We start from the raw sequence: 26,161 nt of genomic DNA, 5'->3' as shown, positions 1-26,161 counted from the left end.
GCCTGATCCGGCCAGCCCGGTTGCCGGAAATCCCTAAACCGATTTAGCATCCTCGACATGCCCTCGGATACCGCCACGCCCAGGTTCGGCGCGAACTACGTCCCGTCGGCCGGCTGGTTCTACAGCTGGCTGGACTACGACCGGGACGCAGTACGCCGGGACTTCGCGGACCTGGCCGGGATCGGTCTCGACCATGTGCGGGTGTTCCCCGTCTGGCCGTGGATCCAGCCGAACCGGGCGATCATCCGGGAGCGCGCGATCGCGGACCTGCTGGACACGATCGACGCGGCCGCCGAGCACGGCCTGACCGTCGCGGTCGACCTGATCCAGGGCCACCTGTCCAGCTTCGACTTCCTCCCGTCCTGGGTGCTGACCTGGCACCGGAGCAGCCTGTTCGAGGACCGGACGGTCCGCGACGGACTCACGGCGTACGTCGACACCGTCGCGCGGGCCGTCGCCTCGAAGCCGAACGTCTTCGCGATCACGCTCGGGAACGAGGTCAACAACCTCTGGCCGGACAGCCCGACCACGCCGGCCGCGTCGACGTCCTGGGCGCAGGACCTGCTGACCACGGTCAAGAAGGCGGCTCCCGACGTACTCGCCCTGCACTCGGTGTTCGACGACGCCTGGTACAAGGCGGATCACCCTTTCCACCCCGTTGACGCTGTGGATCTGGGTGAGCTGAGCACTGTCCACTCGTGGGTTTTCAACGGGGTCTCACGGGTGGACGGTCCTCTTGGCCCGGCCACGCTCACACACGCGGACTACCTGGTCGAGCTGGCGAAGGCGACGTCGCTCGACCCGCAACGACGCGTCTGGCTGCAGGAGATCGGCGTACCCGGCCCGGACATCCCCGTCGACCTGCAGGCCGAGTTCACCCGGCGGACGGTCGAGACCGTGCTGTCGAACCCGGCGCTGTACGGCGTGACGTGGTGGTCCTCGCACGACATCGACCGTAAGCTCCTCGACTTCCCGGACCGCGAGTACGACCTCGGGCTCTTCACCGTCGACCACCGGCGCAAGCCGGCAGCGCAAGCGCTGGCGGATCTGATCGCGACCACGCGGGCGAACGGCGTACCGGCGCCGGCAGCCGCGACCACGCTCACGTCGCCGGTCAACCTCCGCACGCAGCCGGACCGCCGGCCGGAAGTTGCCCCCGGCAGCGAATTCCACCTGCGCTGGGTCGCGGCCCGGCAGGACGGCCCGGTCCGGATCCAGCTGCCTCAGGACTGACGGTCGATCAGGGCCTGGATGCCGTCGAGGATGCGGGCCAGGCCGAAGTCGAGGTCGTCGTTGAGCTCGTCCTCGTACTCCTGGTTGAGGTAGAGCGACGTCATCGTCGGGTAGTTGCCCTCGATCAGGCGCGGCACCAGGAAGGCACCGACCTCCTCCGCCTGGACCGGTAGGTCCTCGCGGGCGGTGAGCTGGCGGGCCAGGTTGGCGTAGCTACGGGCGTAGCCGTCGAGAAGCAGCAGGCACCCGAGGTTGTCATGCTGGCTGAGCCCGGTCGCGGCCAGCGCGGTCAGCAGCGCCTCGGCCCAGCGCAGCGCGTTCGGGGTGATCGGCGCGCCACGGATCGGTACGTCGAGGAGCCACGGGCGGTCCTCGAGCAGCTTGACCTCTGCCTGCACCCAGGTGATCGCCGCCTCCCGCCAGCCGGCCGGCAGCTCCGGCGGTGAGCCGAGCGCCTTGTCGTGGACCAGGACGACCAGCTCGTCCTTGGACCGCACATACCGGTACATGGCGTTGGTGGTGACGCCGAGGTGCGCCGCGATCCGCTGCAGCGACACTGCCTCGAACCCGTGGCGGTCGCCGAACTCGATTCCGGTGGCGACGATCTGCTCGACCGTGAGCGCCGGCTTCGGTCCGCGCCGCTGCACCGGTAGCACGCCCCAGGAGAGGGCCAGCCCCGGTGGCAGTTCGCCGCGGTCGTCGGTCATGACTCCCATCCTGACGCAGAACGGCCGCGCGGAGTGAGCGCTCGGCCGAAACAGGGGTGCTAGCACCACCTCGGAAGGGGTTCTGAACACCGGGTGAGCAGAACTGTTCAACCCCTACGCTGTTTCTCGTCAGCAAGCACGAACCCCTCGAAAGGAACCTCCGATGAACGCGATCCTCGACGCTCTCCTGACGCCCGACCAGGTCCGCCTGACCGAGGCCGACCGCAGCGCCACCGTGGCCAAGCTCGACAGCGCCGTCCGGCAAGGCGCCCTCACTCCCCCGCAGGCCGGCGACCGCCAGGACCTGCTGATCGCGGCCCGCACCCGCGGCGAGCTCCGCCAGGTCCTCTCCGGCGTACCGAACGCCCTTCCCTCGCGCGGACTGACCACAGCGCTGCGCGCCTTCACCGGTCTGTGGCTGCTCACCTGCGTGGTGCAGTTCGTGATCTGGGTGGTGCTCGCGGTGTTCGGCCACTTCGACTGGCCGTGGTGGTTGTGGTCGGATCTCGGCCTCGGCGCGGTCGTGGCGATCCTCTGGTGGACCAACGAGTCCTTCCACCGCAAGTCCGACGTACTGGTGACGCTGTGAACGCCCCGGTCCAGCTCACCGACGTCCGTAAGGTCTACGGCACCGGGCCCGGCGCGGTCGACGCGCTGGCCGGTGTCACCTACGGCTTCGCCGCCGGCACCTTCACCGCGGTGATGGGCCCGTCCGGCTCCGGCAAGAGCACCCTGCTGCACTGCGCGGCCGGTCTCGACACCCCGACCTCCGGTGACGTCCAGCTCGCCGGTACGTCGTTGCGCGGCCTGGACGAGACCGCACTCACCGAGCTGCGGCGCGAACAGGTCTCCTTCGTCTTCCAGTCCTTCAACCTGATGCCGGCGCTGACCGTGCGGCAGAACGTCGTTCTCCCGCTGACGCTGGCCGGGAAGTCTCCGGACGACCGCTGGGTGACCGAGGTCATCCAGCGGGTCGGCCTCGGCGAACGCACCAAGCACCGGCCGAGCGAACTGTCCGGCGGCCAGCAGCAGCGGGTCGCCATCGCCAGGGCCCTGGCCGGACGCGCGGCGATCACCTTCGCCGACGAGCCGACCGGCGCCCTCGACACGACCACCGCACTCGAGGTCCTCACGCTCCTCCAGGCGCAGTCGCGCGAGGCCGGCCAGACGATCGTGATGGTCACGCACGACCCGGTGGCAGCCGCCCACGCGGACCGCGTTGTCTTCCTGGTCGACGGTCAGATCGTGTCCGAAGACGACAGCCCCACCGCAGCCTCCGTCGCCGGTCAACTCGCCCACCTGAGCACGCCTGACCGCTCGCCCTCGGTCGGGTGGAGCACAGCCCCGCACCGCCTCATCTGACTCATCATCCGAACAGCGACCGCCCGTCCGCTGCCGAATCCCCTGGGAGAACGATCATGTTCCGCCTTGCCGTCACTACACTGCGGTACCGCACCGCAGCCTTCCTCGCGATCTTCGTCGCGGTCCTGCTCGGCGGCGCTCTGCTCAGCGCGGCAGGCGGCCTGCTCGAGACCGGCCTCCGCCTCAACGCTCCACCCCAGCGCCTCGCCGCCGCCCCCGTCGTCGTCACCGGCGACCCCGCCTACCACCCCCCGAACGGCAACGGCGCCGCCGCCTTCCCCGAACGCCACCGCCTCGACCCCACCCTGGTCAGCAAGCTCTCCACCACCTCGGGTGTCGCGAAGGCGGTTCCCGACCGCTCCTTCCCGACCATGGTCGCCTCGACCCCGGTCGGCGGTCACAACTGGACGGCAGCAACAAACACACCGTACGAACTGACGGCTGGACGCGCGCCGCGGTCCGGGCAGGTTGTGCTGGACGCGCGGCTGGCCGGCTCGGCCAAGCCTGGTGATCGGGTGAGCGTGACGGTTGGCGGCGAACCCAAGACGTATGCGTTGGCGGGGATTGCTGTCGCTCGGCACGCGGTCGACGAGCCGGCGATCTTCTTCGCCGGTTCCGACGTGCCCGCCGGCGTCGACGCGATCGGAGTCTTCCCGGCTGCGGGCGTCTCGGCGCAGGAGTTGGTGAAGCGGCTCCAGCTTCCTGACGGCGTGAAGGCGTACACCGGCGACGACCGCGGGGTCGCCGAGTTCCAGGGGATTGCGACGAGCCTGCCGTTGATCATCATGTCCGGCGTCTTCGGTGGGATGGTGGCCGTGGTGATGGCGCTCGTGGTCTCGGCCACGATCGGGCTGTCGGTCCGGCAGCGGCGGCGCGAGCTCGCCCTGCTGCGGGCGTCCGGCGCGACCCCGCGGCAGGTCGGCAAGATGGTGATCGCCGAGACCATGGTCGTCGGCGTCATCGGCCTGGTCCTCGGCCTGCTGGGCGGCCGTTTCGCCGGGCACCAGATCTTCGGCCTGCTCACCGACGCCGGTGTCGTACCGTCCCAGCTGCGCTTCGACCAGGGCCCGCTCCCCTTCGCCGGTGCGGCCATCCTGACGTACGTCGTCCTCCGCGTCACCGTCGGTTTCGCGGCCGGCCGGGCCGCCCGGATCCGTCCGATCCAGGCGCTCCAGGAGGCCGCCGTACCGACCGTCGCCCTGAGCCGGATCCGCGTGCTGATCGGTCTGGCGTTCGCCGGTGCCACCGTGGCGATCGCCGGGTCGACGCCGTTCATGGGTCCGACCAACGCTGCCGCGATCGGTGGACCGGCCGGCCTGACCGGATCGATCGCCGTCGCCGTCCTCGCCCCGCTCGTGATCCGGCGCGCGCTCATCCCGCGGATCACCGCGCTCGTGGAGAGGCGCGGTACCAGCGGAGTGCTCGCGGTGATCAACCTGCGGGTTCGGGCCGTCCAGTTCGGCGCGATCCTGATCCCGATCACGATCGCCACGGCCATTGCCGTCGGCAACATCTACTCGCAGACCACGCAGCAGCGGGCCGCCATCGAGGCCTACACCAGCAACCTGGCCGCGGACGTCGTCGTCACCAGCACGTCCGGTGGCATCTCGGCCACCCTCACCGACGCAGCGCACAAGCTGCCCGGCGTGACCGCGGTCTCCGAGCTGGTCCGCAGCAAGGGCTGGATCGAGGAGCCGTACGACTCGTCGCACACGAGCGACGCCTGGCCGCTGCTCGGCCTCGACGGCCCCGTCTTCAAGGGCAAGGTGACCAAGGGTTCGCTCGACGACCTGACCGGTCAGACCGTGGCGTTGCCGCCTGGTACGGCGAAGAAGCTCAAGGTCGACGTCGGCTCGGAGCTCGGAGTACGGCTCGGCGACGACTCGCTCGTCAAGGTGAAGGTGGTCGCGCTCGCCGAAGGACCGTCCGGCTACGAGTCGCTCTTGCTGCCCGCACAGTTGCTGGCCGCCCACACCACGACCGGCCTGCCGAGCCAGCTCCTGGTGCGCACCACCGACAAGCACGCAGCGCTCCACGCCGACCTGTCGAAGTGGCCGGGGGCGGCTGTCGGCGGGCGGGACCTGCTCGCTGAGGGACTGGACACCGGGCTCGGCGTGGATGCGTGGATCGCCTACCTGCTGGCCGGGATTGCCGTCGCCTACACCGCGATTGCCTCGGTCAACACGATCGCGGTCGCCGTACTGGACCGCCGCCGCGAGTTCGGCCTGCAGCGCCTGACCGGCTCGACCCGGCGGCAGGTGTCGCGGATGCTGACGCTCGAGGGCCTGCTGATCGCGGCGCTCGGGCTGGTGACCGGACTGATCACGGCGGCCTTCACGGTCTTTCCGATCGCGCTGGCGACCCGCGGCTGGCCGATCCCGTCCGGCCCGGCCTGGATCCTGCTCGCGTGGGTCGCCGTCGTACTCCTCCTGGTCCTGCCGACCACCGCCCTCGCCGGCCGCATCGCGATGCGCGCCAAGCCGATGGACGCGCTGGCATCACCCGTCGGCTGACTCGATCCAGGCGTGGCCGCCGTCCTCCAGACGTACGACGTGGAGGCCGGCGGCCAAACGGCGTACGTCGTCGGTCTCGATGACGCCGGGTGCCGGGCCGGCGATGTCCAGGACGATTGCCGCGGCGCCTTCCTGGATCGCTGCGGTAGCGACCAGCTGAGCCTGGGCCGGCATCGGGCGGGCCTCCGGGCTCCAGCGCGTCAGGCTCTCGGTACCGGTGAAGGCCAGCAGCGCGTTCCGCCCGTCCTGGCCCTGGAGCAGCGCGACGGCCATGTCTGACGTCTTGTCGTGCGCCAGGCCGTTCTCGTCGTACTCGACCTCGCCGAGCATCGCAACGACCGGCACGAGCAGACGCGCCTTGGTCAGCGCGGCCAGCATCGCGCCGTCGTCACCGGCCGCCAGAGCGGCGGCGAGAGCAGGGTCGGCCGACCCGTCGTCGTGGTCGAATCCGGTGAAGGCCAGGCGGCGCTGCGGTGGATGCACCCCACTATCTTCCCTAGCGCCGGTTTCAGGGGTGCGTCAGGGCTCTTCCCCCCTTGGTTCCGGCGCCGTCTGTGCGAGCCTGGGTATGTGCCTACCTACGACGCTTCGACGCTCCTGCCGCTGTGCGCAGGCCTGACGCTGCTCGGACTGATCGGCTCGTGGTTCGCCTGGCGACGCCGCGGGGTCGCGGCGGGGACGCGCGGTCTGGCCTGGTCGCTGCTGCCGGTCTCGCTGTACCTGACCGGTCTGCTGAAGGTGCTCTGGGAGGTGGTCCGCTCGGTGGTGAGCTGGGCCGTCCACCTGATCTTCTCGCCGACCGTCTGGGCCGGGGTCGCGCTGCTCGGTGTGTCGGTGGTGCTGTACGTCGTCTCCGGCGTCGCCCGCGGCCGCCGGGGGGATTCGTCCGCGAAGGAACGGGCACCGAAGAAGCAACCCGCCTCGCCCGCGGGTGAGCTGGTCGCGACCGGTCCCGCACCGGCCTCGGCCAAGCCCGCCAAAGCTGCCAAACCCGCCAAGGGGAAGCAGCAGGAATCGTCGGAGTTCGACGAGATCGAGGACATTCTGAAGCGCCATGGAATCAACTGATCCTGACCGGGGTGGTGGGGTGGGGAAAGCCTCCAATACAGCCGCTGACCACGGCTCGCCCCTGACGATCGACACCCTCCTGGACAACGTCCAGGCCGGCCCGCCGCAGCTTGGCCGGACCTACCTGATCGGCATCGACGGACCGGCCGGATCCGGCAAGACGACCGTCGCCGGCCTCCTGCAGAGCCGCGCCGAGGCACGCGACCTGAACACCTACGTCATCCACATGGACGACCTGTACGACGGCTGGACCGGGGCCGAGCGTGGATTCGGCCTGCTGCGTGACCACGTCCTGCAGCGGCTGGCCGACGGCCGCGAGGGCCGGTACCGACGCTACGACTGGCACGTCGGCGCGTACGCCGAGCTGCACGTCGTACCGAACACCGTCGACCTGCTGATCGTGGAGGGCGTCGCCGCGTGCGACCGGGACGCTGCGCACTGGCAGTCGCTGCGGCTCTGGGTCGAGACGTCCAACGAGGTCCGGCTGGACCGCGGCATCGCACGCGACGGAGAGGCGCTCCGCGACCACTGGCTGGACTGGATGCGGTGGGAGCGCGACCACTTCGCCGAGCAGGCCACCCGCTCCCGCGCGCACGTGATCGTCGACGGCGACCCCGCGATCCCGCACGACCCCGCGCTGGAGATCGTCACCAAGTCGGTGGCGCTCCCGCCGCACGACTCAGCCGCTTCCTGACTTCCGGGCGGAGATCAGCCGGGCGTTCGGTGTGTGGGTCCACTCCCCCTGCGGCGCCTGCTCGAGGTACTTCGCTCGCAGCTCGGCCATGTAGTCGTCGCCGCGAGCCAAGGCTGTTGCGCGGAGCGGGCCGGCGTTGTTGGCGGCGTCGAAGTACGCGGCGGCGCTGGGGTGAGTGATGGGGAAGGCGATGAGCTCGTCCCGGTCGACGTTCTCGAGGGCCGGCACGAGGGCGTCCTCCCAGGACGCATCGACCGGGAGGTCGAGGACCTGGTCGAGCAGGGTGTAGGGGCCCGCTTCCTCGGTGTGCTCGGGCCAGTAGACGACCGTGAGGCGGCCGGCTGGGCGGAGGGCGGCGTACCAGGTCTTGATCGCGGCAGCGGGATCCGGGAGTTGCTGGAGGCCGAAGACAGAGACGACGGCTGCGGCGGACCAGGACGGGTCGAGGATCGCGGCGTCGCCCTGGATGGCCTGCGCCCGGTCGCCGGCGCGCTGCTGGGCGAGCCGGACCATCTCCGCGGAGAGGTCGATGCCGGTGATCCGGCGGTCGGGGAAGCGCGGTGCGAGCAGGTCGACCTCGGGGAACGTGCCGCAGCACGGTACGACGATCGGCCCGTCCGGGAGGTCGGTCAGCTCGTCGACGGCCGCGCGGACCCACGGCGCGAACCGGGGAACGAAGTACTCCTCGTAGCCGCGCGCGGCCTGGTCCCAGCTCTCGGCCAGCCGGTCGCTCACGCCTGCAGCCCGTCCCACGACCAGCGCGGGACGCTCACTCCGTCGACGATGCTGTCGGGACTGTGCTGGTACATCGGGTTGAACGTCGCCCAGGCGAAATAGTCGTGCAGCACCTCGCGAAGGCGCGGATCGGTCAGGCCGCAGTCGGTCATTGCCTCGTCGAAGCAGGCGATCCCCAAGCGGTTCATCTCGTCGTGCTCGCCGTTGCCGCTGTGCAGGCGCTCCACGAACGCCTCGTCGCCGTAGGTCCCGGTGTACGCCACCGGTCCGCCGAGCGCCTCACCCCAGTACGCCGCCAGGCGCTCGGTGTGATCCGGCTTCGCCCCGCCGTGAAACGCGTGGCTGACGACCTCGTCGGCCATCACCCGCTCATGCCAGGCCGCCGCCAGCCGTAGCATTCCGTCCGCCCCACCCGCCGCGTCATAAACCGTCTGCATGCCCTCATGCTTCCCCGGGCGGGCGCGGCTGGCAATGGGCACGACTGGCAATGGCTCTGAGCCGGCGCCGGACGTGCTCTCGCTCCGGCTCAGAGCCCGCCAGGGCGAGCGCCCGCTCGTAGGCGGTGGTTGCTTCGGGCAAACGGCCGAGGCGGTGCACCAGGTCGGCGCGGGCCAGCGCGTACGGGTGGTAGTCGCGCAGGCGGGGTTCGTCGGCGAGCTCGTCGAGAAGGGCCAGGCCGGCCTCGGCGCCGTCTCGCATGGCGATCGCGGCGGCCCGGTTGAGGGCGATCACCGGGGACGGGTCGAGCTCGCGGAGTACGTTGTACAGCCGGACGATCTGGGACCAGTCGGTGCCGGCGAAGTCGGGGGCCTCGTCGTGGAGGGCGGCGATCGCGGCCTGCACGCCGTAGGGCCCGGCGGGTCCGCTCAGCGCGAGGAGGACGAGCTCCCGGCCTTCAATGATCAGGGCACGGTCCCAGCGGCGGCGGTCCTGGTCCTCCAGCAGCACAATCGAGCCGTCCGGTCCGGTGCGAGCGTCGCGGCGGGCGTGGACCAGCAGCATGAGCGCGAGCAGGCCGGTGACCTCGCGTTCGTCGGGCAGCAGGCGGTGCAGGATGCGGCCGAGGCGGATCGCTTCCTCGGCCAGGTCGAGGCGCTGCAGGTACGGCCCGGAGCTCGCGGCGTACCCCTCGGTGAAGACCGACGAGATCACCTGCAGTACGCCGGGCAGCCGCCCCGGCAGCTCGTCCGGGTCGGGGACGCGGAACGGGATCCGCGCCTCGCGGATCTTGCGCTTCGCCCGGACAATCCGCTTGGCCATCGTCGCCGCCGGGACCAGGAACGCCCGCGCGACCTCGGGCGTGGTCAGGCCGGCCAGGCAGCGCAGCGTCAACGCGCCGCGGTCCTCGGCGGCGAGGGCCGGGTGGGCGCAGGTGAAGAACAGTTGCAGGCGCTCGTCGGGCAGTTCGTTGCGGGTGGCCGGCGGCTCGGCGCGGTCGGCATCGACCTGCAGGATCGCGAGCTTGGCGGCGTACACCTGGTCGCGCCGGAGCCGGTCGACCGCCTTGCGCCGGGCGGTCGTCATCAGCCAGCCGCCCGGGTTCGGCGGTACGCCGTCGACCGGCCAGCGGACCAGCGCCGCCTCGATCGCGTCCGAGGTGACCTCCTCGGCCAGGTCGAGATCGCCGAACCGCCGGGCCAGCCCGGCCAGCAGCCGGCCGCGCTCCTCCCGGAAGACCTCGGCAATCTGGTCCACCTTTAGAACTCCGCGACCGGGCGGACGTCGACCGAGCCGCCGGCTCGCGAGCCGGGGCACCTGGCGGCCCAGTCGAGGGCGACGTCCAGGTCGGGTACGTCGATCACGTAGAACCCGCCGAGCACCTCACGGCTCTCGGCGAACGGACCGTCGGTCACCACCCGGGTACCGTCGTTGCCGACCCGGACCCGGGTTGCGGTGACGAGGTCGCCCAGCGACTCGGACGCGACGACCACACCGGCGTCGGTGATCTCCTTGTCGAACCGCATCCAGTCCTCAGGCTCGCACCCGACCGGCGTACCCGCCGTGTCGAGCTCCTCGGCGTTGATCAGCAGCATGTACTTCACGTCGTACCTCCTGTGTGCGTGTCTACAGCATCTCCACGAATGGGATCAGCCCCGATGGACACCGGAAGTTTGTGAGTATTGGGGACATGAGCGTTCTGCCTTCGGGTGAGCAGTGGGTCCTCCGCAGCGGCGGCTACGAGGCGACGGTGGTGAGCGTCGGCGGCGGGCTACGGGGGCTGACGTACGGCGACCGGCCGGTGCTGCTCGGGTACGACGCCTCAGAGCCGGCCCACGCGGGCATCGGCCAGCACCTGTTCCCGTGGCCGAACCGCATCTCAGGCGGGAAGTACACGTTCCAGGGCACCGACCAGCAGCTCTACCTGACCGAGCCGGCCCGCGGCAACGCCATCCACGGGCTGACCCGCTGGGCCAACTGGATCCGCCTGGACGCCGACGGACCGAGTTCCGACGCCGCAGGGCAACCGGGCTCTGACGTCGACCTGCTGGTCGTCGGACACCGGTTGCACGGCCAGCCCGGCTACCCGCACCAACTGGACCTCCGCGTGACCTACCGACTGGGTGAGGACGGGTTGGTGGTAACTGCTTCTGCCACCAACGTTGGCAGGACTGCGGCGCCGTACGGCTACGGAGCCCATCCGTACCTCAGCGTCGGCCGGTCCGTCGACGACTGCGTACTGGAGTTCACCGCCACCGACTGGCTGGAGGTCTCCCCGGAGAACATGGTCCCGATCGGCCTGGCCCCCGTCGCCGGCTCCGCCTTCGACTTCAGCACCCCGCACGCGATCGGCAAGGCATCCATCGACAACGCCTTCACCGGCCTCGGCAACGCGTGGTCCGTCTCCCTGACCGACCCCGACTCCGGCGCGCGCTCGATCCTGACGAGTGACACTCCGTGGATGCAGCTCTTCACTGGCGAACCGGTCGGCCGCACCGCACTCGCCGTCGAGCCGATGACCTGCCCGCCGGACGCCTTCATCACCGGTCAGAACCTGATCGTCCTCGAGCCCGGCGACGTCCACACGACTAGCTTTCAGGTGTCCGTCTAGGCCCGGCGCCGTGCTCGCGGGCCACCTTGGCGAGTTCCTTCGCCGCCCGCGAGGCCCGGGCGCCTTCGGCCGCCTGGACCGCGAGGATCCCGAGCCGATCGCCCTCGACGTCGAACAGCTGCAGCCAGGCGTCGCCCGACTTGAACCGCAGCGCCGAGATCCGCTCCCAGGGCAGCGTGTACGACTTGAACACGTTCCGCACGTACAGCCGGTCGGCGTACGCCGTCACCCGCAGCGTCGTCATCCGGTACAGGATCCACAGCACCGCCCCGAAGAACGCGAGCAGCGTCAGCCGCTGGAACCAGCTGAACGTGTCCCGCGACTCCGGGGACAGGCGGATCCAGACCACACCGAAGACCGCGATCAGCGACAGCCCCATCACGCCGGCCATCAGCGCCAGCGCGCGCGGATGGAACGTGAACAACCGCTCCTCCGCGCTCATCTCAGATCCGGCAGGCGTGGATGTCGGTGGTGAGGATGGCACGGGCTCCGACCTCCCAGAGTTGGTCCATCAGGCGCTGGGCCTCGGCGCGCTGCACCATCACGCGGACGGCGACCCAGCCCTGGCGGTGCAGCGGGGAGATCGTCGGCGACTCGAGCCCGGGTGCCACCGCGGTGGCGGCGTCGACGTCCTCGGCGCGGATGTCGTAGTCCATCATCACGTAGTTGCGCGCGATCAGGACGCCTTCGAGCCGGCGGATCAGCTGGTGCATGCCGTTCGGCTTGGTCTCGGAGTCGTGCCGCTTGATCAGGACGGCCTCGGACCTGAGGATCGGCTCGCCGAACACCTCGAGCCCGGCCTGGCGCAACGTCGTACCGGTCTCGACGACGTCCGCGATCACGTCGGCGACGCCGAGCTGGACGGCGGACTCGACGGCGCCGTCCAGGCGGACGACGGCGGCCTCGATGCCGTGCTCGGCGAGGTGGTCCTGGAGGATCCCGGCGTACGACGTGGCGATCCGCTTGCCGGCCAGGTCCTTGACCGAGTCGGCCACGCCCGGGCGGCCGGCGAACCGAAAGGTGGAGGAGCCGAAGCCGAGGCCCATCACCACCTCCGCGTCGGCGTGCGAGTCGAGCACGAGGTCGCGGCCGGAGATGCCGACGTCGAGGGTGCCTTCACCGACGTACACGGCGATGTCGCGCGGGCGGAGGTAGTAGAACTCCACCTCGTTCGCGGTGTCGGTGAGGGTGAGGTCCTTGGTGGTCCGGCGCTGCTTGTAGCCGGCCTCGGTGAGCATCTCGGTAGCGGCTTCGCTGAGCGAGCCCTTGTTGGGTACTGCGACGCGCAGCATGGCACTGCCCTTTCTGGGGAGGTGAACCGGTGTCTGGGAGGTGCGCTCCTACAGATGTCGGTACACGTCGTCCAGCTCCAGGCCGAGCGCGTGCATCATCACCTGGGCGTGGTAGATCAGCTGCGAGAGCTCCTCGGCAGCCCGCTCCTTGCCCTCGTACTCGGCGGCCATCCACGATTCGGCGGCCTCCTCGACCAGCTTCTTCCCGATCGAGTGCACGCCCGCATCCAGCGCCGCCACGGTCCCGGATCCCTCCGGCCGCGTCCGCGCCTTCTCCCCCAGCTCCGCAAACAACTCCTCAAAACTCTTCATCGCCCGCCCAGCCTACGGGTCGCCCACCCACCAACCATCCCCAGGTCCGCCGATCGGACCGTCACCGAGAGCGCCTGGACGACCCGGACGGGTTCGTTCAGCGGGCGGCGGACGCTGGAGCCGACGACCCGGTCCGGTCTCCGCTTGGGCCCGCCGAACGGGGCTGACCGGCACGATGGGGGTATGCAAACTCCCCGGCGAGTCCGTGAACTCGGTGTAGTGGTCGGCGCCCTTCCGACCGGGCCGCTCAACGCGATCACCGATGTACCGGGGGTGCTGGTCGGCCAGACGACCATCGCGACCGACGAGCTGAACACCGGCGTGACCGCGATCGTGCCGGAGGGTTATGCCCTCGGTCTGCCGGCTGCGGTTGCGGTCGGCAATGGCTACGGCAAGCTGATCGGCACCACCCAGGTCGACGAGCTCGGCGTCCTCGAGACGCCGATCCTCCTCACCGGCACGCTGAGCACGTTCCGCGTGGCCGACGCGCTCCTGACCTGGCTCCTCGAACGCAATCCCACAGCGACCAGCCTCAACCCGATCGTCGGCGAGACCAACGACGGCCACCTCTCCGACATCCGCGCCCGCCCCATCACCCCCGCCGACGTCCACGCTGCCTTGAACACCGTCACTTCCGCCCTTCCGTCCGAGGGCTGTCATGGAGCCGGCACCGGCACGACCGCCTTGGGCTTCAAAGCAGGCATCGGCACGGCATCCCGCACCCTTCCCACCGGCACCGTTGGGGTGCTGGTGCAGGCAAACTTCTCCGGCTTGCTGACTGTGTCGGGGGTTCCGGTGCCGGCTGAGCCGATAGATGCTGAGGGCAACTCGTGCATGATCGTGGTCGCGACCGACTTGCCCTTGGATGCTCGGCAGTTGGGGCGGGTCGCTCGGCGAGCGATGTTTGCTTTGGGACGGGTTGGGTCGGACTTCGCGCCGGGGAGCGGGGACTATGCGATTGCCTTCAGCACCAACCGGACCCCGGCGTACGCCGACCGCGACCTGCGCGGGCCGTTCCAGGCCGTGACCGAGGCGACCGAGGAAGCGCTGCTCAACTCATTGACGATGGCTCGGACCACTACGGGGTACCGAGGGCGGACAGCTCACGCGGTCTCCCACTCGCGCATTCGCGACCTGCTCACCACCGCCGGCGTACTCCGCTGACAACCAACAATCAGCACCACGAACGCAACCAACGCCGCCGCGGTCCGCACCGCGTGCGCCACCTGCCACCGGTCTCGCACCGACGCCCAGTCGGTCGGCGGTGACTGCACCGACCACGAGGCCTGATCGCCGTTGATCGGCAGGTTGACCACGAGCGTCACCACGAACACAACCACCAGCAACGCCAGGGCCGACAGTACGAACCGCCGATCGACCCTGCGGGTTCGGAGCGCCAGCACCACAGTCGTGACGATCGCGGGAAGCAGTGTCACCGACGCCAGCTTGTCGAGCGAGTCCAGCTCGACCAGACGCACCTGCGTATAGACAGTCGCGCCGTACCCACGCAAGGACCCCTCCAGCACCAGCACACAGACCAGAAACCCCGCGAAGAGTCCGCTGAACAGCAAGCTCGCCCCGCGCACGATCCGCGTCATCAGTACGCCACTCCGACCGGCTGGTCGACGGTCTTCGCGTCGTTCAGCGCGGCGAGCATCAGGTGTGCGACGTCCGCCCGCGAGATCGTGTAGCCGCGCGTCACCGTCCCACCGACAACCGTGCGGTACTTCCCAGTCAGCGCACCGCCCGTCAGCTTCGGCGGCCGGACGATGGTCCACTCGGTCGCGCTGCTCATGATCTCCGCCTCCATCACGCGCAGATCGGCGTACACGTCCGCCGCGAACGCATTCATCGCCGGGTAGACCACCCGCCGGTTGAAGAAGCTCTCGTCAGCCGGGATCGGCCCCAGCGGCGCAGCGCTCACCGCGACGAACCGCCGTATGCCGACGTCGTTCATCCCGGTCAGGATCGAGCGCGTGCTCGTCGCCGCGACCGGCCCGACCTTCCGTCCGCGCGGCCCGACGCCGGAGATCACCGCCTCGGCGCCGTCCACCGCCTCCCGCAACGGCGCCGCCTCGTCCAGCCCACGCACCCGTACGACGTCCAGCGACGCGTGCTCCACCTCGAACTCGGACGACGTCCGTACTACCGCCGTCACCTTGTGACCAGCTTCGAGCGCCTGTCGGACGACGTGACCGCCGATCCCACCCGTCGCGCCGAACACCGTGATCCTCATCGTGCGCCTCCTGCATTATCGTGAAATCTGCTCCGCAACTCATATGATACGGAAACCATAAGATATGGAACAGACACAATCGAGTGACGCACGCCACCGTCGCCGGGCCGGCAATGAGATCAAGGCCGCCCTCCGCGACCTGCGCATCCAGCTCGCCCTGCTGAACCACCAGGTCGGCGGCAGGCTGGCGCTGAAGGACGTCGATCTGGACTGTCTCGACGTCCTCGCCCGCAGCGGCCCGCTGACGCCGAGCGCCCTAGCGCGACAGGCCGGCCTGCACCCCGCGACGCTGACCGGCATCCTCGACCGGCTCGAACGCAGCGGCTGGATCACCCGCGACCGCGCGCCGTCGGACCGGCGCAGCGTCACGATCCGCCTGCTGCCGGATCGTGGGATCGAGGTGCTCCGCCTGTACCAGCCGATGATCGGTGCGATGGACGACGTACTCGCGGAGTACAGCTCCCAGGAACTCGAGCTCATTGCCGGGTTCCTCCGCCGCAGCGCTGCCGCCGGCCGGACCGCGACGGAGCAGATCTCTCAGGCGTGACCGTCGTACAGCTCGGTGAGTTTGCGGCCGAGGTCGGCGAGGGCCTGCCGGAGTTCGGGCGGTCCGAGGACCTCGAGGGAGCGGCCGAAGCGGGACAGGCTCGCGGCGGCGTTCGGGACGGACTCGATCGGGATCGTCACGACGACGCTGCCGTCCGCGTCGGCCGCAGTCTCGGCGACGGCCTTGGTGAGGACCGGGTACGACACGTCGTACATCTGGCCGGCCAGCGCGGCCGAGACGCGGATCGTCGCCTCGGCGGTGAAGCGGACCTGGTCGAAGCCGACAAGATGCTCCTGCCAGAAGCGTTGGAGTTCGAAGTCCTTGGTTCGCTCGAAGATCTCGTCGGTCGGGGTGAGCTCGAGGATGCTCGAGACGCGGTACGTGCGCATCCCGCCGGGCGTCGCGGCGACGACGTACCAGCTGCCGTTCTTGAGAACGAGTCCGTGCGGCTCGAGGGTGCGTTCGACCTCGCGAGGTGCTTCCCAGCGGCGATAGAGGACGTTGACGCGGCGGTCGTGGAGTACGGCGTCGGCGATGGCGGAGAGGTGTGGTGAGTCCTCTGCGTCCTGGTACCAGGCGGGCAGGTCGAGGTGGAAGCGGTTCTTCAGGCGGCCGGCACGGTCGCGCTGGTCCGGGGCAAGGGCGGCGAGCAGCTTGAGCTCGGCGGCGCTGGTCTCCGCAGTGAGGCCGAGCGCCGCGGCGGCGGCTGGCATACCGACCAGGAAGAGTGCGGCGGACTCTTGCTCGGTCAGGCCGGTCAGGCGGGTGCGGTACCCCTCGACGAGGCGATAGCCACCGGCGCGCCCCTGGTCGGCGTACACCGGGACGCCGGCCGCGGCGAGTGCCTCGACGTCGCGGTAGATGGTCCGGAGCGAGACCTCGAGCTCCTCGGCGAGCTCGCGCGCGGTCAACTGCCGACGGGTCTGCAGCAAGAGCAGGATCGAGAGCAGCCGGCTGGAACGCATGAACCGAGGTTAGCCGCGAACACTGTCACGAGTTGTCAGGTTTCACCGGCACGCTGATCGGCATGACGACTTGGACCAAGGTGACCGGCGACTTCGACTTCCTCAACGGGTACTTCGACGTCCGGCACCGCACCCTGAAGAAGGCGTTCGCCGGCTGCGACGAGTGGCAGGAGTTCGACGGGACCACGACCGCGCACACGTACTTCGACGGCGCGATCAGCGTCGACGAGATGCGCTTCCCCACGAAGGGCTCGTACGGGCTGTCGGTCCGGGTGTTCAACCCGGTCGCGAAGGACTGGAGCATCTGGTGGATCAGCAGCACCACGATGGAGCTGTACCCGCCGGTGCACGGCAGGTGGGCGGAGGACGGTAAGAGCTGCCGGCTGGTCGGCGACGACGAGCTCGACGGGGAGCCGATCCTCTGCAGCTACGCCTGGTCGGACATCACCGAGACGACGGCACACTGGGAGCAGGCGTACTCCAACGACGGCGGTGAGACCTGGGAAGTCAACTGGATCATGGACTTCACCCGCCGCTCCACACCACCGCCCGCCCTGGACGTCCCCAAGCTCACGGACGATTTCGACTTCCTCGTCGGCCGCTGGAACTTCCACAACCGCCGCCGCCGTCCGGTTCTCGGCGAGCCCGCCACCTGGCACTCCTTCGACGCGACCATGGAGGTCACCAGCTACTTCGACGGCGCGATCAGCTTCGACGAAGGCTGGTTCCCAACCGAAGACTTCCGCGGCGCCACCCTCCGCATCTACAACCCAGAATCCAAAACCTGGAACATCCACTGGATCAACAGCACCCGCGGCCAACTGGAGACCCCCGTCACCGGCTCCTTCGACTCCGGCACCGGCATCTTCGAAGGCCCCGACGAGTGGAACGGCGTACCCATCGACGTCCGCTTCGAATGGACCCCGGGGAAGGACAAAGCCGCCTGGACCCAATCCTTCTCCACCGACCACGGCCAAACCTGGACCCCCAACTGGTACATGGAACACAGTCGGGTGAAGTAAACGGATGTGGTTCGCCCTACGCGGTGCTACGCAGGCGCTCGTCGCTCCGCTCCTCTTCCGCGCCAGCTCCGCGCCGCCCCACCCACCCGTCTTCTTCCGGGCTGCCGCCCGGGGTTTCCGGCTGGCGCCGGGGTGTTGCTCGCTACCGCTCGCGGGGTGACTACCCGGGCCGGGGCCGTGAGCAAACGGACGAGTGGTGACGGGGTGGGTGTGGTTCACCCCACGCGGTGCTACGCGCCGCCCCACCCACCCGTCGTTTCCGGGCTGCCGCCCGGGCGCTCCCGGCTAACGCCGGGGTGTTGCTCGCTACCGCTCGCGAGCGACTACCCGGACCGGCGCCCGTGAGTAAACGGACAGGTGATGACGAGGTGAAGGTGGTTCACCCCATGCACTTGTTTCCGGCGAATGCCGGGAGCTTCCGGCGAGCGCGGGGTGTGGGGTCGCCCGCGGGTAGCTTTCCAGACGGACGTGAGTCGACGGACTGTGGTGACAGGCCGAGGTGAGCTGCCCCGCGGCGTGCTCGACCGTTCAGATGTCCTCATCCCACCGTCGGACCTCCGCCCCGACTACATCATCCGTCCCCTTCGACACCCGCGTCGCCCCAGCCGTCGCAGCCGCAGTAGCAACCGCCGCCCAAACCGACGGCGTAGTCCGCCCCTAACCACCAGCCCACCCCGCAAAGCGGAAAGAAAGTGCCACTCCGCGGCACTTAATTTCCGGAGACTGAGCGTGGTCCGCCCGCAGAAGCTCAGCCACCGGAAGCCAAGCCGCGGAAAGCCAAGCCGCCGAACCCAGCCCGAGGAAGCTGAGTCCGCGGAGCAGCCCAGCCACCGGGGAACGGGCTTGCTCGGCCACCTCCGAAGGCCTGGCCTTCGGCCGCGGGAGCCGAGGCCACGAGAAGCTGAGCCCGCGGGGAGCCCAGCCACCCACCGAAGTGGCTCGTCGAAGTCACCACCGAATGGCCCAGCGATCATGGGCCACGGCTGCGTATGGTCGAGATAAATCACAACGACCACAGCTAGGACCCTCATGCGTGCCATCACTGTCCAGGACCGAGAGGCCGGCGACTACGGGCTGTCCCTGGCCGAGCTGCCCCACCCGTACGCCGCCGAGAACGACGTCATCGTCGAGGTGCACGCCGCCGGCTTCCTCCGAACCGAGCCGGAGTGGCCCGTCACCTGGACCGACCGCACCGGCCGCGACCGCACGCCAAGCGTCCTCGGCCACGAACTGTCCGGCGTCGTCGTCGAACTCGGCTCCGGCACCACCGGTCTCACCCTCGGCCAGCGCGTCTTCGGCCTGACCGACTGGGCGCGCAACGGCTCGCTCGCCGAGTACGCCGCTGTCGAGGCCCGCAACCTCGCTCCGCTCCCCGCCGACGTCGACCACGTGAACGCGGCCGCCCTGCCGATGCCCGGTCTGACGGCCTGGCAAGCGCTCTACGACCACGCGCACCTGCAGGCAGGCCAAAGCGTCCTGATCCACGGCGTGGGCGGCTCCGTCGGCTCCGTCGCCGTACAACTGGCCCGCGAAACCGGAGCCCACATCATCGGCACCGGCCGCTCCGCCGACCGCGACCTGGCCGGCACTCTTGGCGTCCACGACTTCCTCGACCTGGACAACGACCACCTCGAGGACGCCGGCGAAGTCGACGTCGTCTTCGACGTGATCGGCGGCGAGATCCTCGACCGCTCCACCGCCCTCGTCCGCTCCGGCGGCACCCTCGTCACTGTCGCCGCCCCACCAACCATCCAGCCCGCGGGCGCCCGCGCAATCTTCTTCGTCGTCGAACCCAACCGCGACCAACTAACCCAACTACTCCCCCTCCTCCGCGACGGCCGCCTCAAACCCCAAGTCACCACCGTCCAAGACCTCTCCGCCGTCCCCACCACCTTCAAACAACACACCCGCGGCAGAACCATCATCACCCTGAAATAACAGGCGCGCCGGACACCCGGCACACAGATGACCCTCGTCCAATCTGCGCTGCGACTGCTCGTTCGCTGTTCTTCCGAAGCGGTGCATCGTCCAGCCCCGGGCTCACCGCCACGAATGGCCAACCACCCCGCCCGTCGCCACGCCCCCACACACGACCGACACTCCAGGCAGCCACCCAGCAGGTAGCGCACTAGGAACGAACCACCCCAGCCCGTCACCCCAGCCCGTCACCGCCGTCCGCTTCACGCACGGGTGGCGCCCCGAGCAGTCACCGCGGGCGGCAGCCCGCGCCCCGGGGCGGCAGCCGCAAACAGCGAGCGCAGCGAGCAACACCCGGCGCCAGCCGGAAACACCCGGGCGCCAGCCCGGAAACAACGGGTGGGTGGGGCGGCGCGTAGCGGGCGCGGAGGAGGAGCGCGGCGACGACGGGCGCCCGCCTAGCACCGCGAGGGGTAACCACCCCAGCCCGTCACCACGACCCGCCTCACACACCAGCCCCACCCCGAGCAGTCACCCGCCGGCAGCAGCCCGGCAGCCCGCGGCGGCAGCCGCGAAACCGCGAGCGCAGCGAGCAACACCGGGCGCCAGCCCGGACACCCCCGGCGCCAGCCGGAAACCCCAGGGCGGCAGCCCGGAGGCCCGGGCGCCAGCCCGGAAGAAGACGGGTGGGTGGGGCGGCGCGTAGCGGGCGCGGAGGAGGAGCGGAGCGACGACGTGCGCCTGCGTAGCACCGCGCGGGGCTGACCCCGTGAGCTAAAGGTTGCGGATGGCTAGGAGGGTGGACAGGGCGGCTTGGGTTGCTTCGTAGCCTTTGTCTTCTCGGCTGTCGGGGAGGCCGGCTCGGTCGAGGGCTTGGGGGTCGTTGTCGCAGGTGAGGACGCCGAAGCCGACGGGTACGCCGGTTGACATGCAGACCTGCATCAGGCCTTCGGTCGTTGCCTGGCAGACGTATTCGAAGTGGGGGGTGTCGCCGCGGATCACCACGCCGAGTGCGACGACGGCGTCGTACCCGGACTTGGCCGCCTGCAGCGCGGCGACGGGCAGTTCGAAGGAGCCGGGTACGCGGACGATGGTGTGGGACGCGACGCCGGAGTCCTCCAGTGCGCGGAGGGCGCCGGCCAGTAGGCCGTCGGTGACCTTCGGGTGCCACTGGGCCGCGATGACGGCGACTCGGGCGTCCGACACCTGTGGGACCTCGAGGGTGGGGGCTCCGCTGCCTGACATCAGACGGCTCCGTTCTCTTCGGGCAGGAGGCCGCCGAGGAGGTGGTGGCCCATTCGGTCGCGTTTGGTGCGCAGGTACCGCAGGTTGTGCTCGGTCGGGTCGATCGAGATCGGCAGCCGCTCGGCCACCTCGATGCCGTACCCCTGCACCCCTGCCAGCTTCGAAGGATTGTTGGTCAGCAACCGCACCGACTTCACCCCGAGGTCGGCGAGGATCTGCGCCCCGGTCCCGTAGTCGCGAGCGTCCGCGGGCAACCCGAGATCCAGGTTTGCGTCGACGGTGTCCCGGCCGGCGTCCTGCAGCTCATAGGCCTGCAGCTTGTGCAGCAGCCCGATACCGCGCCCCTCGTGACCGCGCAGGTACACCACCACACCGCCCTCGGCAGCGACCTGCCGAAGCGCCTCGTCCAGCTGCGGTCCGCAGTCGCACCGCAAGGATCCGAAGACGTCCCCGGTCAGGCACTCCGAGTGCAGCCGCACCAACGTCGGCCCGTCACCGATCTCGCCCCGGACCAGCGCGAGCTGCTCCGACCCGTCCACGGTGTTTCGGTAGCCGTGGGCAACGAAATCGCCGTACCGCGTCGGCAGCGTCGTCGTCGCCACCCGCTCGATCTGCGACTCGGTCTGCCGCCGGTACCGGATCAGGTCGTCGATCGAGACGAGCACCAGGCCGTGCTCGTCCGCGAACTCCCGCAGCTCCTGACCGCGCTTCATCGTCCCGTCGTCGTTCACCATCTCCGAGATGACCGCGGCCGGCGTCAGCCCGGCCATCCGCGCCAGGTCGATCGACGCCTCGGTGTGCCCGGGCCGGACCAGTACGCCGCCGTCCCGGCCGCGCAACGGGAACACGTGCCCCGGCTGCACCAGGTCGTACGACTCCGATGCCGAGTCCGTGAGTACCCGGATCGTCCGCGCCCTGTCCGCCGCCGAGATGCCGGTGCTGATCCCGTCGCGCGCGTCGACGGAGATCGTGTACGCCGTCCGCATCCGCTCGCGGTTGTGCGGTGTCATCAGCGGGATCCCGAGCCGGTCCAGCTCGGTACCCTCCATCGGCACGCACACCACACCCGAGCTGTACCGGATCAGGAACGCCAGCAGCTCCGGCGTCGCCTTGGACGCGGCGAAGATCAGGTCGCCCTCGTTCTCCCGGTCCTCGTCGTCGACCACGATCACCGCGCGGCCCGCGCGGATCTCATGGATGGCGTCCTCGATCGAGTCGAGTCTCAACGTCTCCGAAGACATCAGCCCACCACCACCGGCTCCGGCGGGGCGACCCGCTCACGGTTCTGGATCTTCCACCACGACGCGAACCCGACCACGCAGAACAGTCCGTACACCACGTACATCGTCGCCGACGGGTAGAACCTCGCCTGCACCAACAGCGGTACGCCGACCACGTCGACGGCAATCCAGATCAGCCAGAACTCGACGAACCCGCGCGCCATCCCGTACGTCGCCAGGATCGACCCGGTCAGGATCCACGCGTCCCACTGCGGGCCCCACGAGCCGAGCGCCTTCAGCACGAAGTACGCGATCGCGTACAGCACGACGCCGATGCCGAGCAGCTCGAGCCGCTGCCGCGCCGTCGCCCACTTGGGCTGGACTGCGGCCGAGGCACCGCCGTGGCGGGTCTGGTACCAGCGGTACCACCCGTACAGGCTGATCAGCGCGAAGAACACCTGGCGGCCGGCCTGGCCCCAGAGGTCCTTGTCCTGCGGGGTGTCGAAGATGCCGCCGACGAAGACCGTGAACAGCAGCACGTTGCCGACGATGCCGACCGGCCACGCCGCGACCAGCCGGCGCATGCCGAACAGCGCGCTGGCCAGGCCGAACACGTTCCCGACGATCTCCCGGACCAGTACCGGCGAGCCGGCGATGGTCACCTGCGAGGTCAACAGCCAGTCGACCGGGTTCATTTGCTGCCTCCATCGTTGGCCGGGACGTTGCTGCCGGCAAGAAGTCTTTCCACGTACTTGGCGATCACGTCGACCTCGAGGTTGACCGTGTCGCCGACCGCGTTGCGGCCGAAGACGGTGAGCTCGAGGGTGGTCGGGATCAGGCTGACCCCGAAGGTTCCGGTGGCGTCGTCGACGTCGGTGACGGTCAGCGAGACGCCGTCGACCGCGATCGAGCCCTTCTCGGCGATGTAGCGGAGGATCTCCGGCGCGGTGGCGATCCGGATGTCCTCCCAGTGCTCCCCCGGCGACCGGCTCGCGATGGTGCCGACGCCGTCGACGTGCCCCTGCACGATGTGCCCGCCGAGCCGCTCGTGCGCCTGGACCGCGCGCTCGAGGTTGACGGTCGAGCCCTTCTCCAGGTCGCCGAGGCTGGTACGGCGGAGCGTCTCGCGCATCACGTCGGCAGTGAACGTGCCGCCGCCGTACTCCGTGACGGTCAGACAGCAGCCATTCACCGCGATTGAGGCGCCGTGAGCGGCGTCTTCAGTCACCTTCGGCCCGCGAATGGTGAGCCTCGCGGCGTCACCCTCGAGCAGGTCCAGGGACTCGACGGTGCCGAGTTCTTCGATGATGCCGGTGAACATCTACTTGCCTCCCAGAGGTACCAGGGTCAACCGGACGTCGTCGCCGAGGCGGGTGACGTCCGCTAGCTTGAACCGCCGCAGGTGCTCGATCGATTCCGCACCCAGGTCGCCGACCGCGGCGTACCCCGAGCCGAGCACGGCGGGTGCGACGTACGCGACGATCTGGTCGACCAGACCGGCGCGTACGAACGCGGCGGCGAGCGTCGGGCCGCCTTCGAGCCACAGGTGCCGGATGTGCCGGTCGTGCAACTGCCGGAGCACCTCGGCGGGGTCGTGAGTCGGCAGCATGAGGGTTTGCGCGCGGTCGTTGCGGATGCGCGCGGTCGGTGGGATGTCGCGGTCGCCGACGACGACCCGGAGTGGCTGGCGCGCGGCGGGTACGTCGTTCTCGTCGCGGACCGTCAGCTCCGGGTCGTCGACCAGCACGGTCTGGGTGCCGACGGCGACCGCGTCACACTCGGCGCGATGCCGGTGGACGTCGGCGCGCGCGATCGGGCCGGTGATCCACTTGCTGGAGCGGTCAGGCGCGGCCGACCGGCCGTCGAGGGTGGTGGCGAACTTCCAGGTGACGAACGGCCGGCCGGTCCGGACGCTGTGCAGCCAGACGTGGTTGACGGCCTCGGCGTCCTCCTGCAGGACGCCCTGCTCGACCTCGATGTTCTTGCTGGCCAGCTTCTCGGCGCCGCCGGCGGCGGTCTTGTTCGGGTCGGGTACGGCGTACACGACCCGGGCGACGCCGGCCTCGATCAGCGCGTCGGCGCACGGCCCGGTGCGGCCGGTGTGGTTGCAGGGCTCGAGCGTCACGTACGCCGTACCGCCGCGGGCTCGCGGACCGGCCATCCGCAGCGCCTCGACCTCGGCATGCGGGCCACCGGCAACGGCATGGAAGCCCTCGCCGACCGGCTGCCCGTCGCGGCCGGTAATGACACAGCCGACGACCGGGTTCGGATGGGTGCTGCCGACACCTTTCGCGGCCAGTTCGACCGCGCGTCGCATCCACGCGACATCAATCGGCGACGCGTTCGTCACTGCGTCCTTCACCGGTGCCCTTCGTCGTCACGGACGCACTCCGGGGGTCGCGTGACGACCGGCGGCCATGCTCCGCAGCCCGGGCCTCGCCGTACGCCGTGTGCACGCCGCACCGCCCGACCGGACGCCGGAGCTCACCCGCCGACCGCGTGCTGCCTCCCATCCGGACTTTCACCGTCGGTCCTGGAGTTCCACCAGGTCAACCGGCCGCCGAACTGCACGACCGGGTCGCGGACTGTCACCGCCGGCTCGGAATTACACCGACCCCGGAGCACGCGAGTGGGTTCCACTCGTGCTTCAAGTATGCACCGCCCGCCAACCAACACCACGACCCAGGTCACATCTCGGTCACCGCACCAACAACCACACCGCGGCCCCCAACAATCCGCCCGCCCCCACAAAACAGGCCCCAGCAACCACCCACAACAGCCGCCGCCTGTTCCCGTCAGGTGAGGGCGCGGGCGCCGTACCGGCCGACTGATCGGTGGTTGGCAGGACGACGGCAGGCTCGGCGGTCGGTGAGGTTGTAGCCAGGTCAGCGCTGGGCGGCGAGGCTTCAACCGGCCGGGCAGCATTCGGTGAGGCAGGAGCCAACCGGGTGATTGATGCGCTCGGCGTGGGAGCAGCTGTCGGGGCTGCAGGCCTGGAAGCAGCTGGCGCGGATGAGGTTGGGCCGGGACTCGGGACGGCGGACGGGGAAGCAGGCGGTCCGGCTGAGGTGGGCGCGGGGAGGTGGTCGGCGGGCGTGGGTGCGGCCGACCAAGCTGAGGTGGCGGCGGATGGGGGCGGGGGTAGCTGGGGGTTTGTGGGCGGCCAGTGGGGTGGGAAGGGTGGGAGTTGGTCGAAGACTTCGGGAGGGTCGGGCGACTTGGTCCAGGGGGTGGTTGGTGAGGGTGGGACGGCGCCGGTGGCGGCTAGGAGGCGGCCGGCCGTGGTGGCTGAGTCGGGGCGGGCGGTGGGGTCGGGGGCGGTGCAGTGGTGGATGAAGTCGGCCAGGCGGCCGGTGACGGGGGGAAGGGTGCCGCTGGTTGTGGGGCGTTCGCCGGTGAGTAGTTCGGCGGCGAGTGCACCTACGGAGTAGAGGTCTTGGCGAGGGTCCGGGTCTGCGCCGGCCAGTTGCTCTGGTGCTAGGTAGCCGGGGGTGCCGAGGATGGTGCTGTGGCGGGTCATCCGGGGTTCGTCGAGCAGGCCAGCGACTCCGAAGTCGGACAGCCGGAGGTGCGGTCGGCCGGTCCCGGTGACGTCGAGCAGGAGGTTGGCTGGCTTCACATCCCGGTGTACGACGCGGGCCGCGTGCACCGCGGACAGACCGTGGAGCAGTTGGTCCAGCAGCACCGCGACGTACGACTCCGGCAGCGGGCCGTGATCACCGAGCAACGTGGCGACCGATCCACCGCCGACCAGGTCCATCGCGAACACGACCTTGTCGTCATCCGCGGCCCATCCGTGCGGCGCCACCACGTGCGGATGCTGGATCCTCAGCGACTGCTCCCGCACGAACCGCAGCAACGTCGTCGCACCGTGCTGCCCGAGCACCTTCGCCGCCACGTACGTCGACCGCCGCAGATCCCAAGCCCGCCAGACCGACCCCATCCCTCCGGTCCCGACGAGGTCGACCAATAGGTACCGCCCAGCAAACGCCTCCACCGCCCAGAACCTACCCTCCCCGAACCATCGAGTGGTCTTGCGGAGGG

General features: G+C 69.9%; 29 protein-coding genes and 1 riboswitch. Of the genes, 11 read left to right on the top strand and 18 right to left on the bottom strand.

Annotated elements, in window-relative coordinates:
• Positions 1-57: 57 nt before the first annotated feature.
• Complete coding sequence (locus AB0E69_RS39830) at positions 58-1,233, top strand: glycosyl hydrolase (protein ID WP_360159214.1); 1,176 nt, start codon at positions 58-60, stop codon at positions 1,231-1,233.
• Here the strand turns inward: AB0E69_RS39830 and AB0E69_RS39825 are convergent.
• Positions 1,224-1,940, bottom strand: a complete 717-nt coding sequence (locus AB0E69_RS39825) for a TetR/AcrR family transcriptional regulator (protein ID WP_360159211.1) — start codon at positions 1,938-1,940, stop codon at positions 1,224-1,226. The two genes, AB0E69_RS39830 and AB0E69_RS39825, sit on opposite strands and share 10 nt — an antisense overlap.
• Positions 1,941-2,103: 163 nt before the next feature.
• On the opposite strand from AB0E69_RS39825, the gene AB0E69_RS39820 reads away from it, so the two are divergent.
• Genes AB0E69_RS39820 through AB0E69_RS39810 form a run of 3 tightly spaced genes read left to right on the top strand, consistent with a single transcriptional unit; the run spans position 2,104 to position 5,815 of the window.
• On the top strand, positions 2,104-2,529 hold the full coding sequence (locus tag AB0E69_RS39820; RefSeq protein WP_360159208.1) for a DUF1707 domain-containing protein: 426 nt from the start codon (positions 2,104-2,106) through the stop codon (positions 2,527-2,529).
• Positions 2,526-3,302, top strand: a complete 777-nt coding sequence (locus AB0E69_RS39815; RefSeq protein WP_360159205.1) for an ABC transporter ATP-binding protein — start codon at positions 2,526-2,528, stop codon at positions 3,300-3,302. Before AB0E69_RS39820 ends, AB0E69_RS39815 begins: the two co-directional genes overlap by 4 nt.
• A gap of 56 nt (positions 3,303-3,358) precedes the next feature.
• On the top strand, positions 3,359-5,815 hold the full coding sequence (locus tag AB0E69_RS39810; RefSeq protein ID WP_360159202.1) for an FtsX-like permease family protein: 2,457 nt from the start codon (positions 3,359-3,361) through the stop codon (positions 5,813-5,815).
• Here AB0E69_RS39810 and AB0E69_RS39805 read toward each other — a convergent pair.
• Entirely contained in the window at positions 5,801-6,298 is a 498-nt protein-coding gene (locus AB0E69_RS39805; RefSeq protein WP_360159199.1) for an SseB family protein, read from the bottom strand. The two genes, AB0E69_RS39810 and AB0E69_RS39805, sit on opposite strands and share 15 nt — an antisense overlap.
• Before the next feature lie 87 nt (positions 6,299-6,385).
• On the opposite strand from AB0E69_RS39805, the gene AB0E69_RS39800 reads away from it, so the two are divergent.
• Together AB0E69_RS39800 and AB0E69_RS39795 are read left to right on the top strand one after the other, a co-directional pair.
• Entirely contained in the window at positions 6,386-6,883 is a 498-nt protein-coding gene (locus tag AB0E69_RS39800) for a hypothetical protein (protein ID WP_360159196.1), read from the top strand.
• Positions 6,884-6,902: 19 nt separating this feature from the next.
• Entirely contained in the window at positions 6,903-7,577 is a 675-nt protein-coding gene (locus AB0E69_RS39795; RefSeq protein WP_360159193.1) for a hypothetical protein, read from the top strand.
• Here the strand turns inward: AB0E69_RS39795 and AB0E69_RS39790 are convergent.
• Genes AB0E69_RS39790 through AB0E69_RS39775 form a run of 4 tightly spaced genes read right to left on the bottom strand, consistent with a single transcriptional unit; the run spans position 7,563 to position 10,345 of the window.
• Positions 7,563-8,312, bottom strand: coding sequence for a class I SAM-dependent methyltransferase (locus tag AB0E69_RS39790; RefSeq protein ID WP_360159190.1), 750 nt, complete (start codon positions 8,310-8,312; stop codon positions 7,563-7,565). The two genes, AB0E69_RS39795 and AB0E69_RS39790, sit on opposite strands and share 15 nt — an antisense overlap.
• Positions 8,309-8,749, bottom strand: coding sequence for a group II truncated hemoglobin (locus tag AB0E69_RS39785; RefSeq protein ID WP_360159187.1), 441 nt, complete (start codon positions 8,747-8,749; stop codon positions 8,309-8,311). The genes AB0E69_RS39790 and AB0E69_RS39785 overlap by 4 nt, the downstream gene beginning before the upstream one ends.
• Before the next feature lie 4 nt (positions 8,750-8,753).
• Positions 8,754-10,007 carry an RNA polymerase sigma factor gene (locus AB0E69_RS39780; RefSeq protein WP_360159185.1) on the bottom strand — a complete coding sequence of 418 codons (1,254 nt, stop codon included), beginning with the start codon at positions 10,005-10,007 and terminating at the stop codon, positions 8,754-8,756.
• Between the two features lie 2 nt (positions 10,008-10,009).
• Positions 10,010-10,345 (bottom strand): YciI family protein, encoded by a 336-nt coding sequence (locus AB0E69_RS39775; RefSeq protein WP_360159332.1) that lies wholly within the window; start codon positions 10,343-10,345, stop codon positions 10,010-10,012.
• Between the two features lie 95 nt (positions 10,346-10,440).
• Here AB0E69_RS39775 and AB0E69_RS39770 point away from each other — a divergent pair, with 95 nt between their 5' ends.
• Positions 10,441-11,361 (top strand): aldose 1-epimerase family protein, encoded by a 921-nt coding sequence (locus tag AB0E69_RS39770; RefSeq protein ID WP_360159182.1) that lies wholly within the window; start codon positions 10,441-10,443, stop codon positions 11,359-11,361.
• Here the strand turns inward: AB0E69_RS39770 and AB0E69_RS39765 are convergent.
• The 3 genes from AB0E69_RS39765 to AB0E69_RS39755 are packed head-to-tail and all read right to left on the bottom strand — an operon-like array spanning position 11,339 to position 12,965.
• The gene (locus AB0E69_RS39765; RefSeq protein WP_360159179.1) at positions 11,339-11,803 is read right to left on the bottom strand and encodes a PH domain-containing protein; all 465 of its coding nucleotides are present in this window, start codon (positions 11,801-11,803) and stop codon (positions 11,339-11,341) included. The genes AB0E69_RS39770 and AB0E69_RS39765 overlap by 23 nt on opposite strands.
• Position 11,804: 1 nt before the next feature.
• Entirely contained in the window at positions 11,805-12,653 is an 849-nt protein-coding gene (hisG, locus tag AB0E69_RS39760) for an ATP phosphoribosyltransferase (RefSeq protein ID WP_360159176.1), read from the bottom strand.
• Between the two features lie 48 nt (positions 12,654-12,701).
• Complete coding sequence (locus AB0E69_RS39755; RefSeq protein ID WP_360159173.1) at positions 12,702-12,965, bottom strand: phosphoribosyl-ATP diphosphatase; 264 nt, start codon at positions 12,963-12,965, stop codon at positions 12,702-12,704.
• A 183-nt stretch (positions 12,966-13,148) separates the two neighbouring features.
• Here AB0E69_RS39755 and AB0E69_RS39750 point away from each other — a divergent pair, with 183 nt between their 5' ends.
• Positions 13,149-14,129 (top strand): P1 family peptidase, encoded by a 981-nt coding sequence (locus tag AB0E69_RS39750; protein ID WP_360159170.1) that lies wholly within the window; start codon positions 13,149-13,151, stop codon positions 14,127-14,129.
• Here AB0E69_RS39750 and AB0E69_RS39745 read toward each other — a convergent pair.
• Both AB0E69_RS39745 and AB0E69_RS39740 read right to left on the bottom strand, forming a co-directional pair.
• Positions 14,069-14,563, bottom strand: a complete 495-nt coding sequence (locus AB0E69_RS39745; RefSeq protein ID WP_360159167.1) for an anthrone oxygenase family protein — start codon at positions 14,561-14,563, stop codon at positions 14,069-14,071. The genes AB0E69_RS39750 and AB0E69_RS39745 overlap by 61 nt on opposite strands.
• On the bottom strand, positions 14,563-15,201 hold the full coding sequence (locus AB0E69_RS39740; RefSeq protein WP_360159164.1) for an NAD(P)H-binding protein: 639 nt from the start codon (positions 15,199-15,201) through the stop codon (positions 14,563-14,565). The genes AB0E69_RS39745 and AB0E69_RS39740 overlap by 1 nt, the downstream gene beginning before the upstream one ends.
• A 64-nt stretch (positions 15,202-15,265) precedes the next feature.
• On the opposite strand from AB0E69_RS39740, the gene AB0E69_RS39735 reads away from it, so the two are divergent.
• On the top strand, positions 15,266-15,748 hold the full coding sequence (locus AB0E69_RS39735) for a MarR family transcriptional regulator (RefSeq protein ID WP_360159161.1): 483 nt from the start codon (positions 15,266-15,268) through the stop codon (positions 15,746-15,748).
• Here AB0E69_RS39735 and AB0E69_RS39730 read toward each other — a convergent pair.
• Positions 15,739-16,713 carry a transcriptional regulator gene (locus AB0E69_RS39730; protein ID WP_360159158.1) on the bottom strand — a complete coding sequence of 325 codons (975 nt, stop codon included), beginning with the start codon at positions 16,711-16,713 and terminating at the stop codon, positions 15,739-15,741. The two genes, AB0E69_RS39735 and AB0E69_RS39730, sit on opposite strands and share 10 nt — an antisense overlap.
• 62 nt (positions 16,714-16,775) lie before the next feature.
• On the opposite strand from AB0E69_RS39730, the gene AB0E69_RS39725 reads away from it, so the two are divergent.
• Both AB0E69_RS39725 and AB0E69_RS39720 read left to right on the top strand, forming a co-directional pair.
• The gene (locus AB0E69_RS39725; RefSeq protein WP_360159151.1) at positions 16,776-17,735 is read left to right on the top strand and encodes a hypothetical protein; all 960 of its coding nucleotides are present in this window, start codon (positions 16,776-16,778) and stop codon (positions 17,733-17,735) included.
• A gap of 1,029 nt (positions 17,736-18,764) precedes the next feature.
• Positions 18,765-19,673: an NADP-dependent oxidoreductase gene (locus tag AB0E69_RS39720; protein WP_360159148.1), complete on the top strand. Its 909-nt coding sequence runs from the start codon at positions 18,765-18,767 to the stop codon at positions 19,671-19,673.
• Between the two features lie 753 nt (positions 19,674-20,426).
• On the opposite strand, the gene ribH is transcribed toward AB0E69_RS39720, so the two are convergent.
• The 6 genes from ribH to AB0E69_RS39690 all read right to left on the bottom strand — a co-directional run bounded on the left by ribH (position 20,427) and on the right by AB0E69_RS39690 (position 26,114).
• Positions 20,427-20,897, bottom strand: coding sequence for a 6,7-dimethyl-8-ribityllumazine synthase (gene ribH / locus AB0E69_RS39715; protein ID WP_360159145.1), 471 nt, complete (start codon positions 20,895-20,897; stop codon positions 20,427-20,429).
• Positions 20,897-22,138 (bottom strand): bifunctional 3,4-dihydroxy-2-butanone-4-phosphate synthase/GTP cyclohydrolase II, encoded by a 1,242-nt coding sequence (locus tag AB0E69_RS39710; protein ID WP_360159142.1) that lies wholly within the window; start codon positions 22,136-22,138, stop codon positions 20,897-20,899. The genes ribH and AB0E69_RS39710 overlap by 1 nt, the downstream gene beginning before the upstream one ends.
• Positions 22,138-22,812: a nicotinamide riboside transporter PnuC gene (gene pnuC, locus AB0E69_RS39705; RefSeq protein ID WP_360159139.1), complete on the bottom strand. Its 675-nt coding sequence runs from the start codon at positions 22,810-22,812 to the stop codon at positions 22,138-22,140. The genes AB0E69_RS39710 and pnuC overlap by 1 nt, the downstream gene beginning before the upstream one ends.
• A complete protein-coding gene (locus AB0E69_RS39700; RefSeq protein WP_360159136.1) occupies positions 22,809-23,438 on the bottom strand; it encodes a riboflavin synthase in 630 nt (209 codons plus the stop codon). The genes pnuC and AB0E69_RS39700 overlap by 4 nt, the downstream gene beginning before the upstream one ends.
• Positions 23,439-24,479, bottom strand: a complete 1,041-nt coding sequence (gene ribD / locus AB0E69_RS39695; protein ID WP_360159133.1) for a bifunctional diaminohydroxyphosphoribosylaminopyrimidine deaminase/5-amino-6-(5-phosphoribosylamino)uracil reductase RibD — start codon at positions 24,477-24,479, stop codon at positions 23,439-23,441.
• A gap of 133 nt (positions 24,480-24,612) precedes the next feature.
• A riboswitch (FMN riboswitch) is annotated at positions 24,613-24,746 on the bottom strand.
• A gap of 69 nt (positions 24,747-24,815) precedes the next feature.
• A complete protein-coding gene (locus AB0E69_RS39690; RefSeq protein WP_360159130.1) occupies positions 24,816-26,114 on the bottom strand; it encodes a protein kinase in 1,299 nt (432 codons plus the stop codon).
• Positions 26,115-26,161: the final 47 nt, after the last annotated feature.

Origin of the sequence: Kribbella sp. NPDC026611 (genome assembly GCF_040638345.1) — a bacterium.
Lineage (GTDB): Bacteria > Actinomycetota > Actinomycetes > Propionibacteriales > Kribbellaceae > Kribbella.
This window is presented reverse-complemented; position numbering and strand designations above follow the sequence as displayed.

Coding starts and splice junctions, on each gene's coding strand:
- AB0E69_RS39765 (WP_360159179.1), bottom strand. CDS start 11,803: ATGAGCGCGGAGGAGCGGTTGTTCACGTTCCATCCGCGCGCGCTGGCG.
- AB0E69_RS39745 (WP_360159167.1), bottom strand. CDS start 14,563: ATGACGCGGATCGTGCGCGGGGCGAGCTTGCTGTTCAGCGGACTCTTC.
- hisG (WP_360159176.1), bottom strand. CDS start 12,653: ATGCTGCGCGTCGCAGTACCCAACAAGGGCTCGCTCAGCGAAGCCGCT.
- AB0E69_RS39810 (WP_360159202.1), top strand. CDS start 3,359: ATGTTCCGCCTTGCCGTCACTACACTGCGGTACCGCACCGCAGCCTTC.
- AB0E69_RS39740 (WP_360159164.1), bottom strand. CDS start 15,201: ATGAGGATCACGGTGTTCGGCGCGACGGGTGGGATCGGCGGTCACGTC.
- AB0E69_RS39700 (WP_360159136.1), bottom strand. CDS start 23,438: ATGTTCACCGGCATCATCGAAGAACTCGGCACCGTCGAGTCCCTGGAC.
- pnuC (WP_360159139.1), bottom strand. CDS start 22,812: ATGAACCCGGTCGACTGGCTGTTGACCTCGCAGGTGACCATCGCCGGC.
- AB0E69_RS39830 (WP_360159214.1), top strand. CDS start 58: ATGCCCTCGGATACCGCCACGCCCAGGTTCGGCGCGAACTACGTCCCG.
- AB0E69_RS39720 (WP_360159148.1), top strand. CDS start 18,765: ATGCGTGCCATCACTGTCCAGGACCGAGAGGCCGGCGACTACGGGCTG.
- AB0E69_RS39735 (WP_360159161.1), top strand. CDS start 15,266: ATGGAACAGACACAATCGAGTGACGCACGCCACCGTCGCCGGGCCGGC.
- AB0E69_RS39730 (WP_360159158.1), bottom strand. CDS start 16,713: ATGCGTTCCAGCCGGCTGCTCTCGATCCTGCTCTTGCTGCAGACCCGT.
- AB0E69_RS39770 (WP_360159182.1), top strand. CDS start 10,441: ATGAGCGTTCTGCCTTCGGGTGAGCAGTGGGTCCTCCGCAGCGGCGGC.
- AB0E69_RS39755 (WP_360159173.1), bottom strand. CDS start 12,965: ATGAAGAGTTTTGAGGAGTTGTTTGCGGAGCTGGGGGAGAAGGCGCGG.
- AB0E69_RS39725 (WP_360159151.1), top strand. CDS start 16,776: ATGACGACTTGGACCAAGGTGACCGGCGACTTCGACTTCCTCAACGGG.
- AB0E69_RS39775 (WP_360159332.1), bottom strand. CDS start 10,345: ATGCTGCTGATCAACGCCGAGGAGCTCGACACGGCGGGTACGCCGGTC.
- AB0E69_RS39825 (WP_360159211.1), bottom strand. CDS start 1,940: ATGACCGACGACCGCGGCGAACTGCCACCGGGGCTGGCCCTCTCCTGG.
- ribH (WP_360159145.1), bottom strand. CDS start 20,897: ATGTCAGGCAGCGGAGCCCCCACCCTCGAGGTCCCACAGGTGTCGGAC.
- AB0E69_RS39710 (WP_360159142.1), bottom strand. CDS start 22,138: ATGTCTTCGGAGACGTTGAGACTCGACTCGATCGAGGACGCCATCCAT.
- AB0E69_RS39820 (WP_360159208.1), top strand. CDS start 2,104: ATGAACGCGATCCTCGACGCTCTCCTGACGCCCGACCAGGTCCGCCTG.
- AB0E69_RS39750 (WP_360159170.1), top strand. CDS start 13,149: ATGCAAACTCCCCGGCGAGTCCGTGAACTCGGTGTAGTGGTCGGCGCC.
- AB0E69_RS39785 (WP_360159187.1), bottom strand. CDS start 8,749: ATGCAGACGGTTTATGACGCGGCGGGTGGGGCGGACGGAATGCTACGG.